Below are 14600 nucleotides of genomic sequence, written 5' to 3'. Positions count from 1 at the left end.
CCTTGCTTTAAGCCGGCAGCGCCCCGTCCTGGCGGCGCTGCGCGGCTTGGGCGCGCCAATCGTCGGGTACGACGAAGCCCCGGCTGCGCTCCACCAGCCATTCCCCTTGCTGCTCCAACTCCGCCACCATCACCGGCGCGAATACTTGCGCCATGTGGTCGTGCAGTGCGGCCAGCAGTTCGGCCTTGTTCATCGCGGTGGAGTCCAGGGGCGTCTTCAACGGCGCCAGCCAGTGCAGGCGCGGCATGATGGCGTAGCGGTCGCCTTGCAGGCCGGCGGCCTGTTGCAGCGTGATCCAGAAGCCGTTGCAGTGCGGTTGCGAGATGCCGGGCATCGGTTCCGCGCCCTCGCCGCCGGGATAGAACAGCCAGCCCTTGACCAGCGCCTGCGCCCGCGCCACCGGCTGCGGCAGCAAGGGTTGCGCGGCCGGGTGGCTGGCCAGTGACAGCTGCTTGTCGAAGATCTTGCGCATCTTGGCGCCCAGCGTGTCGGCCAGGTTGGGGCCGATCAGGCCGTTGAAGTCGGCGCCGGCGTCGCTGGCGTCGAGCAGGTAGAACTTGGTGGCGAATTCAAGGTGGACCAGGTCGTCGCCGTCGCGCAGCAGGAAGTCGAATTCGCCGACGGTGTCGTTGCGGCTGGCGCGAACCTGCAGGCCGTGCGCGACCAGCTGGCCGTGCTCGGCGAAGTAGAAGGCCATCAGCTTTTCCGCGTACAGGCCGAGGCGCGAGTAGTGGCGGGTGCCCAGGGCGGCGTCCAGCGGGATCGGATCCTGCTCCAGCGCGGCCAGCCAGGCGGCTGTCTCGGGCGATATGGCACCCAGCGTGGCGATGCGGCCTTGCCAGTGCGGCGAGGCGGGGTCCAGCAGGTCGGGCGCGTCGAGCAGCCAGGCGAGCGCGCGCACGTGCGGGCGGGTCAGGTGTCCCCAGCGTTGTTCGAAGCGGAGTTGATAGCTGTCCGCTGGCGCGTGGCCGGCGAGCGCCATGGACGGCGATGGAGTCTCCGGCACGTGCCCGCTGAGCGCCTCGGACGGCAACGAGTTCTCCGGCGCGTGTTCGGCGAGCAGCCCGGATGGGGATGGGCTCGCCGGGGCGGCGGGCGGCTGGCTAGTCACGGGCGGCCTTGGCCAGGCACAGGTCGCCCCAAGCCTTGGCCTTGTCTTCCGGCCGGCGCAGCAGGTCGTCCGGGTGATAGGTGGCCACCACCGGCAGTTCGGTCGCGCCGTAGCGCATTACCTTGCCGCGCGCGACGGGGCCCATCATCAGACCCTTGGCGGCGTACTGGCCGAAGGTCATGGCCATCGCGGCGCCGGTCAGCGCCAGCTCGCGGTCCAGGAACGGACGGCAGGCCAGCAGTTCTTCGCCGCTTGGTGCGCGGTCGGCGCCGTCGGCGTCGGATGGGCGGCATTTGACCAGGTGGGTGACGTAGACGTCCTGCTCCGGCTTGAGCGCGATGGCCTTCAGCATATTGTCCAGCAGTTGCCCCGCTTCGCCGGCGATAGATTGGTTTTCCTTCTCGTCCAGGCGGGTCGGCGCGGCGGCGATGGCCATCCATGTGGCATTGGCGGCGCCGCGGCCGTTCACGGCGTTGCGGCGCGTTTCGCACAGGTTGCAGCGGGTGCAGGTGGCGACGGCGGCTTTCAATCCGGCCCAGTCCATGGCGGCGATGGCCTCGTCGCTGACCGGCTCCGCGCGCGCGGGCGCAGGCGCCTCGTCGAACCAGGCGGTGGAGTCGTCATCCGAAGCGGCGGCCGGCTCGTCCAGCGCGCGCGATGGCGCGGCGGCCGGTGCGGGCGAGGCGACAGCGGCGGGCGGGAACGATGGCGCGTCTGCCTGCGCGGGCGAAGCCACTGCGGCCGACGCGAATGGCGCGGAAGATGGCGCGGCCGACGATGCATGCGATGGCATGGCGGGCGGCGCGGACGATGCCATGACGGCCGGGGCGGACAATGGCGCGGGGGCCATTGCGGGCGTAGGCGCAGGCTCTGGCTCCCGCGCCGGGGCTGTCGGCGGCAATGCTTCAGCAACCGGCGCCGGCTCGACGCTGCGCGCCGGCGGCGCTTCGGCCATCACCGGCATCGGCTCCCCGGCCTGCACATCCTGCGCCACAGGCTCGCCGGCCACGCACGGATTGCGCAATTTCCATTGCACGCCCACGCCCATCTCATCGAGGAACACGGCACTCCTGGCCATCGTCTGACTCATAAACTGAACCGCATAACGATTGCGTCCTCGCGTTGCTGATTGGCGGCCGGGTAGTAGCCCTTGCGCCGACCGATCTGTTTAAATCCGTAGCGCTCATAAATCTCCAGCGCCCGCGTGTTCGATGGCCGCACCTCCAGCAACACCGACTCCATGCCCAGCCCGCGCGCGCAGGCCACGGCCTGGTTCAGCAGGAAGCGCCCCAGGCCCTGCCCCTGCTTCTCCGCCGATACCGCCACGTTGAGCAAATGCGCCTCGTCGACGATCGCCATCAGCAGGAAATAGCCCAGCAAATCGCCCTGCTGGTCGCGCAGCACCCACGCCTCGTAATTGCTGTTGAGCGAATCGATGAAGTTGGCCATGCTCCAGGGATGCGGATAAACGCTCTCCTCCAGCGCCACCACATCGGGCAAATCGGCCTGCCGCATCGGCTCGTAATTGAGCCGCGCCAGATCCCACACCTGCTTCATGCGCCACCCTCGGCGGCCTTGGCGGCCGCCATGTCGCGCCGCTCGGCCTGGGTGTAGGCGATCTTGTTCCGCAAATACAGCGGCTGCGCCTCGGCCGCCGTCACCGTCTGCCCGGCCGCCAGCGCGATGGCCGCCAGCTGCGCGATCTGCTCCGCATGCGGCATCACCTCGGCAAAACCGCCGCCGGCAAACGCCTCGGCATAGGCCGACAAGCCATTGCCGCAAGCGACCGGCGCGCCCTGCGGCTGCACGGCCTCGGGCGCCGACAGCGCGGGCGGCAGCACTGGGACTGGGACCGGCGCCGGCGCGGCGCCGTCCGCAAAGCGATACTGCGCCCAGTACACCTCGCCCATGCGCGCATCGAGCACCGCCAGCACCTCGGCGGCGCCGTGGCGCTGATGGCAGGCCAGCGCCATCGCGTCGAGCGTGACCACCGGCACCACCGGCAGGTTGCCGCCGAAGGCCAGGCCCTGGGCGATCCCGCAAGCGGTGCGCACGCCGGTGAACGAACCGGGGCCGGAGCCGAAGGCGATGGCGTCGCAGTCTTTCAAGGCGATACCGGCTTCGGCCAGCAGCTCCTGTATCATCGGCAGCACCGATTGCGAATGGGTGCGCACGCCCGAGGACACGCGGCTGATGACACTCTCGCCCCGCAGCAGCGCGACGGAGGCCAGTTCGGAGGAGGTTTCAATGGCAAGAATAATAGGCATGGCGTATTTTAACCTGCCGGACTGGCAGGCGCGACCCCGCGCGGGGATGTAGAATACGCCTCTTAGGCGCAGAGGCCGCCGTTAGCCGACCAATATCATGCACAGTTTGACCCTCAATTCCGACAATCGCGAAGAGATCGCCGCCGCCCTGGCCGGCGACCGCTGGATCGTGGCCTGCCTGTGCGCGGCCTGGTGCGGCACCTGCGCGACCTACCGCGCCACGTTCGAGGAGGTGGCCGCGCGCCATCCGGACAAGCTGTTCGTCTGGATCGACATCGAGGACCATGCCGATGTCGTGGGCGACCTTGACGTCGACAACTTCCCCACCCTGCTGATCCAGCACCACGAACTGGTGGCCTTCTTCGGCACCATGCTGCCGGACGCCGGGCTGGCGCACCGGCTGGTGCTGGCCCAGTCCGCGCAGAGCGACGCCGAACTGGCCGCGCTGGCCGCCAGCAGCGAGGAGCGCATCGGCTGGCAGGCCGACTGCAACCTGCGCACCCTGATGCGCAACGCGCTGGCCTGAACCTCCGGCCAGCAATCAGACGCTGTCGGACGCCACCGGCAATGCCTCCAGCTTCCAGCGCAGCATGCCGCCGGCCAGGTTGGCGACCTTGCTGAAGCCGGCCTTGGCCAGCAGCACGCTGGCCTGCGCCGAGCGCACGCCCGAGCGGCACACCGCCACCACCGGCCGGTCCTTATCCAGCTCGCCCGCGCGGTCCATCAGCTGCGACAGCGGCACCAGCCGCGCGCCTTCCAGGTGTCCCAGCTGGTCGATGAACTCGGGCGCCTCGCGCACGTCGACGATCTGCACTTCGGCCGCGTGCTCCAGCAGGACCATCGGCTCGATCTCCCACACGCCGCTGAAGCGCAGCGTCAACGGCGCCCAGTCCGGCGTATCCGGCGGCGGCGCGTTGCCCTCCGGCTGGCCGCAGCGCATATTGGCCGGCACCGCCACCGCGATCAGCTTTGGATGCGGCAGGTGGAGGTTGTTCATGTGTCCCGCAAAATCGCCCTCGTCCACGTCGCCGCCCAGGCGTGGATTGAAGCGGCGCTCCTCGGCCACGCTGGTCACGGTAATGCCACGGTAGTCGTGGGCCGGATAGAGCAGGCAGGCTTCCGGCAGCGACAGGATCTGCCCGCGCACCGAGGCGAACAACTGCTGCGGACTGCCCTGCTGGAAATCGGTGCGGCCGCAGCCGCGTATCAGCAGGCTGTCGCCGGTGAAGGCCATGCTCTCGTCGTCCAGCACGAAGGTCAGGCAGCCGTTGGTGTGGCCGGGCGTGGCGCGCACGGTCAGGTGGCGGCTGCCGAAATCGATGCGGTCGCCGTGGCGCAGCGGCCGGTCGGCCAGCTGCGCGCCGGCCGCCGCCGCCAGCGCGATGGCGCTGCCGCAGCTCTGGTGCAGGCGCCAGGCGCCGGTGACGTGGTCGGCGTGGACGTGGGTATCGAGCGTGGCCAGCAGGCGCAAGCCCAGCTCCTTGAGCAACGCCATGTCGCGCGGCACCTGCTCGTAGACCGGATCGATCAGCAGCGCCTCGCCGCCGTCGCCCAGCAGATAGGTGTAGGTGGAAGACGTCGGGTCAAATAGTTGGCGAAAAATCATAATGACTGGTCCCTAAAAAAAAGCAACTTTGGGGTCAAGTCTGACATTCGGACACGGCCTCTGCCGTAGCGGCGCCGCTAGGGCAGAGGCCGTGTCCGAATGTCAGACTTGACCCCAATTTTATATGGTCAAAGGCAGGGTGCGCAGGCGCTTGCCGGTCAGCTTGAAGACGGCGTTGGCGACCGCAGGTGCGATCGGCGGTGTGGCCGGTTCGCCCATGCCTTCGGGATGCTCGGCGCTTGGCATGATGATGATGGTCTCCACCTCGGGTGCCTGGTTCAGGCGCAGCACCGGATAGTCGTTGAAGCTGGTCTGCTCGACCTTGCCGTCCTTGATCGTCACCGCGCCATACAAGGCCGCCGACAGCCCGAATACCACCGCCGATTCCACCTGCTGCGCGATGATGTTGGGATTGACGGCGATGCCGCAGTCGACCGCGCATACCACGCGGTGCACGCGGATTTCCGCGCCTTCCACCGATACTTCCGCCACCTGCGCGACGATGGTGCCGAACGACTGGTGCAGCGCCACGCCGTGCGCGCGTCCCGCCGGCGCGGCGCCGGCCTTGGCCACGGCCGCATCGAGCACCGCCAGGTGGCGCGGGTGCCGCTTCAGCAGGCCGCGCCGGAATTCCACACTGTCCTTGCCGGCCGCATGCGCCAGCTCGTCGATGAAGCTCTCTTTGAAGAAGGCGTTGTGCGAGTGGCCGACCGAGCGCCAGTACCCCAGCGGCACCGCGCTGTCGACGATCACGTGCCGTATGCGCTGGTTGGGGAATTCGTACTGCATGTCGAACTCGCCCTCGACCGTGGTCTTGTCAGGCCCGCCGGGCGGCAGGCCGAGGTTGCGCTTGAAGAACTGGTGCGACACCGAGCCGCTGGCCGACTTGTTGTCGTAGCCGAGCACATTGCCCGCCGCGTCCAGGCTGGCGTTGAAGCGCGCCAGCGCGGCCGGGCGGTAGACGTCGTGCGTGGTGTCGTCCTCGCGCGACCAGATCATCTGCACCGGCAGGCCGCCGGTGTGCCGCGCCACCGCCACCACCTGCGACACCATGTCGACATCCAGCCGGCGACCGAAGCCGCCGCCCAGCATCGTCACCTCCAGCACCACCTTGTCGGTCGGGACGCCGGCCGCCTGCGCCGCCGTCTCCACCGCGAAGCCGGGCGACTGCGTCGGCGCCCACAGGAACACGAAGCCGTCCTTGACCTGCGCCGTGCAGTTGACCGGCTCCATCGCGGCATGCGCCAGATAAGGTGCGCGATATTCCGCCGTCACGGTCTTGGCGACGCCGGCGGCCTTGCCTTCCACCGCGTCCATGTCGCCTGACTTGTGGTAGGCATGGCCCGAGTCCGAGTCCAGTTTGGCCGCGAACTCGGCGTAGATGGCGGCGCTCGTCAGCTTGGCGTTATCGCCGTCGGTCCACTGCACCGGCAAGGCCAGCGCGGCCTGCCTGGCTTGCCACCAGCTCTTGGCCACCACCGCCACGCCTGCGCCGGCGCCAGTCTTGGCCGGCAGCGCGCTGGAGAAATCGACCACGCGCAGCACGCCCGGCATCTTCAGCACCGCGTCCGCGTCGACACTGGCGACCCGGCCGCCGATCACCGGCGACATCCGCACCGCCGCATACACCATGCCCTGCGGACGCACGTCGAGGCCATATACCGCCGTGCCGTTCACCTTGGACGGCGTGTCGCGGCGCGGCTGCGGGCGGCCGATCAATTTGAAATCCTTGGGCGACTTCAGGCGGATCTCGCCCGGCTTGGAGGTGGCGGCTGCCACCGCCAGCGCGCCATACGCCAGGCGCCTGCCGTCGGCGTGGATGACGAAGCCTTCCTCCGTGCGGCAGTCCTCCGCGCGCACCTGCCACTGCGCGGCGGCTGCCGCCACCAGCATGGCGCGCGCGGCGGCGCCGGCTTCGCGCATCGGTTGCCACGCGTCCTTCACGCTGGACGAGCCGCCGGTGATGATCAGGCCCAGCTCGCGCGCGACCTTGCCGACGGTCCAGCTGACCACCGCCTTCAGGTCGCCGTTGTCGTCCGGGTGGAACGGCAGGCCGTCCTTGAGCATGGCGATATTGCCGTAGATTTTATCGTGCGGCGCCTGCACCAGCCGCACCGCCGACAGCGGCACGTCCATCTCCTCGGCCACCAGCATCGGCAAGGCGGTGTGCACGCCCTGCCCCATCTCGCTGCGCGCCATGACCACGTTGACCATGCCGTCCGGCGCCACCGCGACCCAGCCGTTGAGCTCCACCGCGTTGCCGACCACCGGCATCGGATGCGAGGCGTGCAGGCGCTGGCGCGGCGGCATCGCGCCCCAGCCGACCACCAGCGCGCCGGCGGCGGCCACGCCGCCAAAGATAAAGCGGCGTCGTCGTTTGGACTGTGGCTGCATGCGGTCTCCCTTGTTTGGTTATTGGTGCCAGCGCGCCAGCATGTCGCTGGCCGACACCGGTTTGCTGTAGAAGTAGCCCTGCGCCTGGTGGCAGCCGTGCCGCAGCAGGAAAGCGGCCTGCTCCTCGGTCTCGACGCCCTCGGCGATCACGGACAGGTTCATGCTCTTGCCCAGCTGGATGATGGCGATGGCGATGGCTTCGTCGTTGACGTCGGTCGAGATGTCCTTGATGAAGGAGCGGTCGATCTTCAGCGTCTGCACCGGCAGCTGCTTCAGGTAGGCCAGCGACGAGTAGCCGGTGCCGAAATCGTCGATCGCCAGGCCGACGCCGATCGAGTGCAGGTCGTTGATGAAGACCATGGCGTCGCCGGTGTTCATGATCACCGACTCGGTCACCTCCAGCTGCAGGCGCTCCGGCGCCAGGCCGGTCTCGCGCAGGATGTCGGCCACCATGTTGACGATGCTGCCACGCTCGAACTGCTTGGCCGACAGGTTGACCGCCATCTTCGGCACCTGCAGGCCGGCTTCCTGCCAGCGCATCATCTGGCGGCAGGCCTCCTCCAGCACCCACTTGCCCAGCTGGTTGATGAAGCCCGTGTCCTCGGCCAGCGGGATGAAGCGGATCGGCGGCACCAGGCCCAGTTCCGGATGGTTCCAGCGCACCAGCGCCTCGACGCCGATCAGGCGGCCGGTGTCGATCTCCACCTGCGGCTGGTAGTTGAGGAAGATCTCGTCCTTCTCGATCGAGCGGCGCAGGAAGGTCTCCAGCCGCAGGCGCTCGACGCCCTCGCCCGTCATCGACGGCGTGTAGAAGCTGTAGCCGTTGCGCCCGCGCGCCTTGGCCTGGTACATGGCGACGTCGGCGTTCCGGATCAGCATATTGAGGTCGACCGCGTCCTCCGGGAACACGCTGATGCCGACGCTGCAGGTGACGAACAATTCGTGCCCGGCCACCATGAACGGCTGCTCGAACATCTGCACCAGCTTCTCGGCGACCTGGCTGGCGCCGAACTGGTTCTCGATATTCTCCAGCAGGACGATGAATTCGTCGCCGCCCAGGCGCGCCAGCGTGTCGCCCTCGCGCAGGCGCTCCTGCAGCGCCTTGGCGACCTGCTTGAGCAGCTCGTCGCCGATGTGGTGGCCCAGCGTGTCGTTGACGTTCTTGAAGCGGTCCAGGTCGATGAACAGCAGCGCCAGCTGCTCGCCGTCGCGCGAGGCGCGCTGCAGCGCGTGCTGCAGGCGGTCGTGGAACAGCAGGCGGTTCGGCAGCGCGGTCAGCGGGTCGTGGTGGGCCAGGTGGTCCAGCTTTTCCTGCGATTCCTTGGCCTTGGTGATGTCGCTGAAGACGCCGACGTAGTGCGTGGTCTCGCCGCGCGTGTCGCGCACCGCGCTGACCGTCAGCCATTCCAGATACAGCTCGCCGTTCTTGCGCTGGTTCCAGATCTCGCCGCGCCAGAAGCCTTTTTCCACTTGGGCCTTCCACATGTCGGCGTAGAACTCGGTGTCATGGCGGCCGGAGCGCGTCAGCGTGCGGTCGCGGCCCAGCGCCTCGGCCTCGGTGTAGCCGGTGATCTGCGTGAAGGCCGGGTTGACCGCGACGATGATGCCCTGGTCGTCCAGCACCACCACGCCGTCGGCGATGTGCTCGATCACGGTGGCCGACAGGCGCAGCTTCTCCTCGGCCTCCTTGCGGGCGGTGATGTCGGCGTACACCCAGATGCTGCCCTCGTTGGCGCGCTTGTTGTCGAGCGCGTAGCCGCTGACCATGCACCAGAACAGGCTGCCGTCCTTGCGGCGGTAGTGGCGCTCCTCGTTGAAGTAGTCGCCCTCGGACAGCGACGGGTACTGGCGCGCGCCGGCCGATTCGAAATCGAAGGAGTTGGGGAACACGATCGATGTCGAGGCGCCGGTCATGGCGCCCGGCTCGTAGCCGAACAGCTCCTCGCAGCGGCGGTTGACCGAGACGATCTTGCGGTTGCGGACGAACATCACGCCGAACATGACGTTGTCGAGGATGGCGCTTTGCTCGGCCAGCAGCGCCTCGATGCGCATCTCGTTGTGCTTGCGCATGCTGATGTCGGAGATGATGCCGTCCACCCAGGGCGCGTTGCCCTCGCCGTCGTGCGGCTGCGGCTGGCCGTTCTCGGCCACCCAGCGCTCGGTGCCGGAGGCGTCCAGGATGCGGTATTCGACTTCGTACGGCTGGGCGCCGCGGATCGCCTCGGAGACGGCGCGGCGCTGCTTCTTGCGGTCTTCCGGCGCGATCAGGTTGGTCCAGGAGTGGGTGGTGCTGCGCATGAACTGGGCGGCGGAATAGCCGGAGATCTCCTCGATGGCGTCCGACACGAAGTCGATCGGGCCGTCGGGGCGGAAGCGGAACACCGCGCCCGGCACCTGGGTGACGATGGTGCGGAAGCGCTCCTCGCGCTGGCCGATATCCTCGAACAGGCGCTTGATCGCCACCCGCATCTGCTCCAGCTGGCTGGCCAGGCGGCCCAGCTCGTCGCTGCCGACCAGGTCCAGCCGGGTTTCGAAGTCGCCGTGCGACAGGCGGTCGGAGAAGCGCATCAGCTTGCGCAGCGGCTTGATCAGGCGGGAATTGAGGAACAGCACGATCAGCAGCAGCGACACCATCAGCTGCCCGGCCAGCACGAACACATAGGACAGCTGCTTCTCGCGCAGCTCCTGCTGGCTGCGGGCGTCGTCCATCTCGACCGTGATGCGGCCGATGCGCTCGCCGCGCACCAGGATCTCGCGCTCGGCGCGGTACACATTGCCGGCCGCGCGGCGCGGCGAATGCACGCTCATGAACTGGGTGTCGGCCTGGCCGACCACCTCGACCTGCAGCACCGACTGGTCGCGCATCACCGACTCGACCAGCGAATGGGCCGACTCGGCGTTCATGTTCCACAGCGATTCCTGCATGCCCAGCGCCAGGATGTCGGCGTTGCGCTGCAGCGATTCGTTGAGCGCCACGCGCGCCGACTGCTGCTCGTGCACGCCGATCAGCAGATAGCTGCCGATGATGGCCGGGATGACCAGGCCGCCGAACACCACAAGCAACAGCGCTCCATAGATCGAGAGACCGTACAGGGCGCCGAGCCGGGTACGCAGCCGTTGATAGAGGGCGCTAATCATGCACCGGTACGCCGTCTTGATAAGTTTGCATCATCTGTGTATAGGGGGTTCGTCGCGCAAACTTTAGGGTTACTTGATGGAATTATGCACGGAAACTGGCGAAAAAGTCATGCTCCCAGCAAAAAACCCACAGGCAGGCTATCATCGCGGCTCCATTCAACAGAGGGCTCCGCCATGACCACATTCTCCATGTACTCCGCCTCCATCCCCGTGTTCAAACAGATCCTGAACAGTCTGCTGGCCATCCTCGACAAGGCCGAGACCCACGCGGCCGAGAAAAAGATCGATCCGAACGCGCTGCTGCAGTTCCGCCTGTTCCCGGACATGCTGCCGTTCACCCGCCAGATCCAGATCGCCTGCGACTTCTCGAAGGGCGCGGCGGCCCGCCTGGGCGGCCTGGACGTGCCTTCGTACGAGGACACCGAAACCAGCTTCGCCGAACTGAAGGCCCGCATCGTCAAGACCCTGGCCTACATCGACAGCGTGCCGGCCAGCGCCATCGAGGGCAGCGAGACGCGCGCCATCACCACCGGCAGCGGCGAGAAGACCAAGCACTTCACCGGCCAGACCTATCTGTTCCACTACGCGCTGCCGCACTTCTTCTTCCACGCCACCACGGCTTATGACATCCTGCGCCACAACGGCCTGGACATCGGCAAGAAGAACTTCATCGGCACGTATTGATCAGTTATTGATCAGGTGTTCCGGCGCGGGTAGCCCTGCGCCAGGATGCGCTGCCACACCAGTTCCTTCTGCTCGGCGCTCATCGACACCCAGTGCGCCACCTCGACCACCGACCTGCCGCAGCCGCGGCAGATCTCGTCGAAGGTGGTCGAGCACACCGCCACGCACGGCGTGTCCGGCCGGACCGGCAGGTCGGCCATCATTTCACCTTCATCAGCTTGTCCCAGCCGTCATGGCCCAGGGCGCGCAGCGTCTCGATGTTCTTTTCAAAGATCTCGCCGGCCTCGGGGAAGGCTTCCACCGCGCGCTCCACGCTGTCCTCGCGCAGCAGGTGCAGCGTCGGGTACGGCGAGCGGTTGGTGTAGTTCTCGATGTCGTTCGGGTGGGTGTCGGCGAACTGGTAGTCCGGATGGAAGCTGGCCACCTGCAGGATGCCGTCCAGCTCCACGTCCTCCAGCGCGGCGTCGGCCACGTCCAGGAATTCGTTGAAGTCCTCGAAGTCGGCCAGCACGTTCGGATGGATCAGCATGGTCGTGTCGACCTTCTCGGGCGAGGTCTCGGCCAGGTATTCCAGTTCCTCCAGCAGCTGGGCCAGCAGCGCCTCCGGGGTGTCGGCGTCGCTGACCACGTAGCGGATCTGCTTTTTCACATGGACGGCCTTGGCAAACGGACACAGGTTCAGGCCGATGACGGCCTGCTCCACCCAATTGACGGTCTCGGCGATGACGGCGTCGTGATCGATGGCGGGGCTACTCATAATTCAATTCCTTGGTGACTGCTCAAAAGCGGAATTGTACGCACTCTTTGCGGGAACTCATACTTCCGCGATTTTGCTGGCATTTTCTGCTTATTTACGTGGAACGATTGCATAAAAGAATTCGTCATCCTGCTGACATATTTCTTGACTCGACCGGGCGACCTTCGTACACTCCACGTTTATTCATAGTCCGATCGATGTTGCTGGTCGATAACAATGGAAAACTATGCAAGCACGTATTTCTAAATCCGCCGCCCTGGCGACGCTGCTGGCCCTGATGGCGCCGGCGATGGTCCAGGCGCACGATGAAGCGCCGGGCCTGCCGGCGTCGTCGATGCCGCTGTCCGCCCTCCCCAAGTCCCCCGCCCTCGATGTCTCCTCCCTGAAAATCAACAAGCCGGCCAAAGCGGTCGACGAGGATGCTTTCCGCGAAAAAGACGTGTGGGGCCGCATCCGCAGCGGCTACGCCATCCCGGACATCAACAACGAGCTGGTGGCCAAGCACGTCAACTGGTACGCCACCCGTCCCGACTACATCAGCCGCACCACGGCGCGCGCCTCGCGCTACCTGTTCCACGTGGTCACCGAGCTGGAGAAGCGCGGCATGCCGACCGAGCTGGCGCTGCTGCCGTTCATCGAGTCCGCGTTCAACCCGCAGGCGCTGTCGAGCGCGAACGCGGCCGGCATGTGGCAGTTCGTGCCGGGCACCGGCCGCGACTTCAACCTCAAGCAGGACGCCTTCAAGGACGAGCGCCGCGGCATCCTGGCCTCGACCGACGCCGCCCTGACCTACCTGCAGCGCCTGTACGACATGTTCGGCGACTGGCAACTGGCGCTGGCCGCGTATAACTGGGGCGAAGGCTCGGTGCAGAAGGCCATCAAGCGCAACCAGGCGGCCGGCAAGCCGACCGACTTCGAGAGCCTGGCCGAGCTGATGCCGGCCGAGACCCGCAACTACGTGCCCAAGCTGCAGGCGGTCAAGAACATCATCGCCAATCCGGCCCAGTACGGCCTGAACCTGCCGGCCATCGACAACACGCCGTACTTCACGGCGGTCGACAAGACCAGCGACATCGACCTGACCATCGCCGCCCACCTGGCCGAGCTGTCGGTCGACGAGTTCAAGGCGCTCAACCCGCAGTTCAAGCGCCCGGTCATCACCGGCGACGAGGAGACCAAGATCCTGCTGCCCAAGGAAAACGCCGCCAAGTTCCACCTGAACCTGGCGCAGTGGGGCAAGGAGCTGTCGACCTGGACCACGCACAAGATCACCAGCGCCCGCGAAAGCATCGGCACCCTGGCCTCGCGCTTCCACACCACGCCGGAAGTCATCCGCCAGGCCAACAACATCCCGCAGAAGACGCTGCTCAAGGCCGGCTCCACCATCCTGGTGCCGAAGATCTCCACCTCGGCCAGCGTGGACATCTCGCCCGAGGTGGAGCGCAACGCCACCGTGGCCTTCGAGGCCGAGCGCGAGCGCACCACCGGCAAGTCCGGCTACAAACTGGCCAAGGGCGGCAAGACCGCCAAGTCCGGTCCGGTGGCGCTGGTCAAGGCGCACGTGCCGCGCGACGCCCACAAGTCCCGCCACCGCGGCAATTAAACAGCCAACGCAGCCCGCCCGGCCCCGGCCCGGGCGCATGCCGCCGGGGCCGCCGCAGCGATCAAAGGTTGCAGTCGCGGCCCAGTCGCCCTACAATCTTGGTCTTGCGGCGGCCGGCAACGGGCCTCTCACATAAATAACAACCCCACTGACGTCGCCAGCCAGCTGTTCAAGGCAAGACTAGGCGCGCAGTTGCAATTGGAGTCACTATGGCGTTCTTGCAAGGCAAAAAAATCCTCATCACCGGTTTGCTGTCGAACCGTTCCATCGCCTACGGTATCGCCAAGGCCTGCCACCGCGAGGGCGCCGAGCTGGCCTTCACCTACGTCGGCGAGCGCTTCAAGGACCGCATCACGGAATTCGCCGCCGAATTCGGCAGCAGCCTGGTGTACGACTGCGACGTCTCGAGCGACGAGCAGATCGCCGCGCTGTTCGCCGACCTGGGCAAGAGCTGGTCGCAGCTGGACGGCCTGGTGCACGCGATCGGCTTCGCGCCGCGCGAGGCGATCGCCGGCGACTTCCTGGACGGCCTGACCCGCGAGAACTTCCGCATCGCCCACGACATCTCGGCCTACAGCTTCCCGGCCATGGCCAAGGCCGCGCTGCCGCTGCTGAAGGAAGGCTCGTCGCTGCTGACCTTGTCGTACCTGGGCGCGGTGCGCGCCATCCCTTACTACAACACCATGGGCCTGGCCAAGGCTTCGCTGGAGGCGTCGGTGCGCTACCTGGCGGAAAACCTGGGCAAGCTGGGCATCCGCGCCAACGGCATCTCGGCCGGCCCGATCAAGACCTTGGCCGCGTCCGGCATCAAGGACTTCGGCAAGCTGCTGGGCTTTGCCTCGTCGCACGCGCCGCTGCGCCGCAACGTCACCATCGAGGAAGTGGGCAACACCGCCGCCTTCATGCTGTCGGACCTGGCCTCCGGCATCACCGGCGAGATCACCTACGTCGACGGCGGCTTCTCGCACGTCATGGGCCTGAACGCCGAAGACTACCTCTGATCGCAGCCGCGCTGACGCTCACGACGCCCGGCCATGCCG

General features: G+C 67.0%; 13 protein-coding genes. 4 read left to right on the top strand and 9 right to left on the bottom strand.

The window, feature by feature from the left end:
- Positions 1 to 7: 7 nt before the first annotated feature.
- The 4 genes from ACUJB0_RS24285 to tsaB all read right to left on the bottom strand — a co-directional run bounded on the left by ACUJB0_RS24285 (position 8) and on the right by tsaB (position 3378).
- A complete protein-coding gene (locus tag ACUJB0_RS24285) occupies positions 8 to 982 on the bottom strand; it encodes a DUF1853 family protein (RefSeq protein WP_444847695.1) in 975 nt (324 codons plus the stop codon).
- A 121-nt stretch (positions 983 to 1103) separates the two neighbouring features.
- On the bottom strand, positions 1104 to 2189 hold the full coding sequence (locus ACUJB0_RS24280; protein WP_444847471.1) for a uracil-DNA glycosylase family protein: 1086 nt from the start codon (positions 2187 to 2189) through the stop codon (positions 1104 to 1106).
- Between the two features lie 8 nt (positions 2190 to 2197).
- Positions 2198 to 2668: a ribosomal protein S18-alanine N-acetyltransferase gene (gene rimI, locus ACUJB0_RS24275; protein ID WP_444847470.1), complete on the bottom strand. Its 471-nt coding sequence runs from the start codon at positions 2666 to 2668 to the stop codon at positions 2198 to 2200.
- Complete coding sequence (tsaB, locus tag ACUJB0_RS24270) at positions 2665 to 3378, bottom strand: tRNA (adenosine(37)-N6)-threonylcarbamoyltransferase complex dimerization subunit type 1 TsaB (RefSeq protein ID WP_444847469.1); 714 nt, start codon at positions 3376 to 3378, stop codon at positions 2665 to 2667. Before tsaB ends, rimI begins: the two co-directional genes overlap by 4 nt.
- A gap of 97 nt (positions 3379 to 3475) precedes the next feature.
- On the opposite strand from tsaB, the gene ACUJB0_RS24265 reads away from it, so the two are divergent.
- Complete coding sequence (locus ACUJB0_RS24265) at positions 3476 to 3904, top strand: thioredoxin family protein (protein WP_444847468.1); 429 nt, start codon at positions 3476 to 3478, stop codon at positions 3902 to 3904.
- Positions 3905 to 3919: 15 nt separating this feature from the next.
- On the opposite strand, the gene ACUJB0_RS24260 is transcribed toward ACUJB0_RS24265, so the two are convergent.
- The 3 genes from ACUJB0_RS24260 to ACUJB0_RS24250 all read right to left on the bottom strand — a co-directional run bounded on the left by ACUJB0_RS24260 (position 3920) and on the right by ACUJB0_RS24250 (position 10516).
- The gene (locus ACUJB0_RS24260) at positions 3920 to 4984 is read right to left on the bottom strand and encodes an MBL fold metallo-hydrolase (RefSeq protein ID WP_444847467.1); all 1065 of its coding nucleotides are present in this window, start codon (positions 4982 to 4984) and stop codon (positions 3920 to 3922) included.
- 120 nt (positions 4985 to 5104) lie between these two features.
- Positions 5105 to 7378, bottom strand: coding sequence for a xanthine dehydrogenase family protein molybdopterin-binding subunit (locus ACUJB0_RS24255; RefSeq protein ID WP_444847466.1), 2274 nt, complete (start codon positions 7376 to 7378; stop codon positions 5105 to 5107).
- An 18-nt stretch (positions 7379 to 7396) separates the two neighbouring features.
- Entirely contained in the window at positions 7397 to 10516 is a 3120-nt protein-coding gene (locus tag ACUJB0_RS24250; protein WP_444847465.1) for an EAL domain-containing protein, read from the bottom strand.
- A 174-nt stretch (positions 10517 to 10690) separates the two neighbouring features.
- On the opposite strand from ACUJB0_RS24250, the gene ACUJB0_RS24245 reads away from it, so the two are divergent.
- Complete coding sequence (locus tag ACUJB0_RS24245) at positions 10691 to 11200, top strand: DUF1993 domain-containing protein (protein ID WP_161087207.1); 510 nt, start codon at positions 10691 to 10693, stop codon at positions 11198 to 11200.
- A gap of 11 nt (positions 11201 to 11211) precedes the next feature.
- Here the strand turns inward: ACUJB0_RS24245 and ACUJB0_RS24240 are convergent, their stop codons facing one another.
- Positions 11212 to 11400 (bottom strand): DUF1289 domain-containing protein, encoded by a 189-nt coding sequence (locus tag ACUJB0_RS24240; protein ID WP_117010535.1) that lies wholly within the window; start codon positions 11398 to 11400, stop codon positions 11212 to 11214.
- Positions 11400 to 11957, bottom strand: a complete 558-nt coding sequence (locus ACUJB0_RS24235) for a DUF1415 domain-containing protein (RefSeq protein WP_444847464.1) — start codon at positions 11955 to 11957, stop codon at positions 11400 to 11402. Before ACUJB0_RS24235 ends, ACUJB0_RS24240 begins: the two co-directional genes overlap by 1 nt.
- Before the next feature lie 226 nt (positions 11958 to 12183).
- Here ACUJB0_RS24235 and ACUJB0_RS24230 point away from each other — a divergent pair, with 226 nt between their 5' ends.
- Entirely contained in the window at positions 12184 to 13560 is a 1377-nt protein-coding gene (locus ACUJB0_RS24230; RefSeq protein ID WP_444847463.1) for a transglycosylase SLT domain-containing protein, read from the top strand.
- Positions 13561 to 13769: 209 nt separating this feature from the next.
- Positions 13770 to 14561 carry an enoyl-ACP reductase FabI gene (gene fabI, locus ACUJB0_RS24225; RefSeq protein ID WP_161091635.1) on the top strand — a complete coding sequence of 264 codons (792 nt, stop codon included), beginning with the start codon at positions 13770 to 13772 and terminating at the stop codon, positions 14559 to 14561.
- Positions 14562 to 14600: the final 39 nt, after the last annotated feature.

It is taken from the genome of Duganella caerulea (genome assembly GCF_040362985.1).
In the GTDB taxonomy this organism is placed as follows: domain Bacteria; phylum Pseudomonadota; class Gammaproteobacteria; order Burkholderiales; family Burkholderiaceae_D; genus Rugamonas; species Rugamonas vulcania.
The sequence above is the reverse complement of the archived record's forward strand: the minus strand, read 5'-3'. Positions and strand labels throughout refer to the sequence as shown.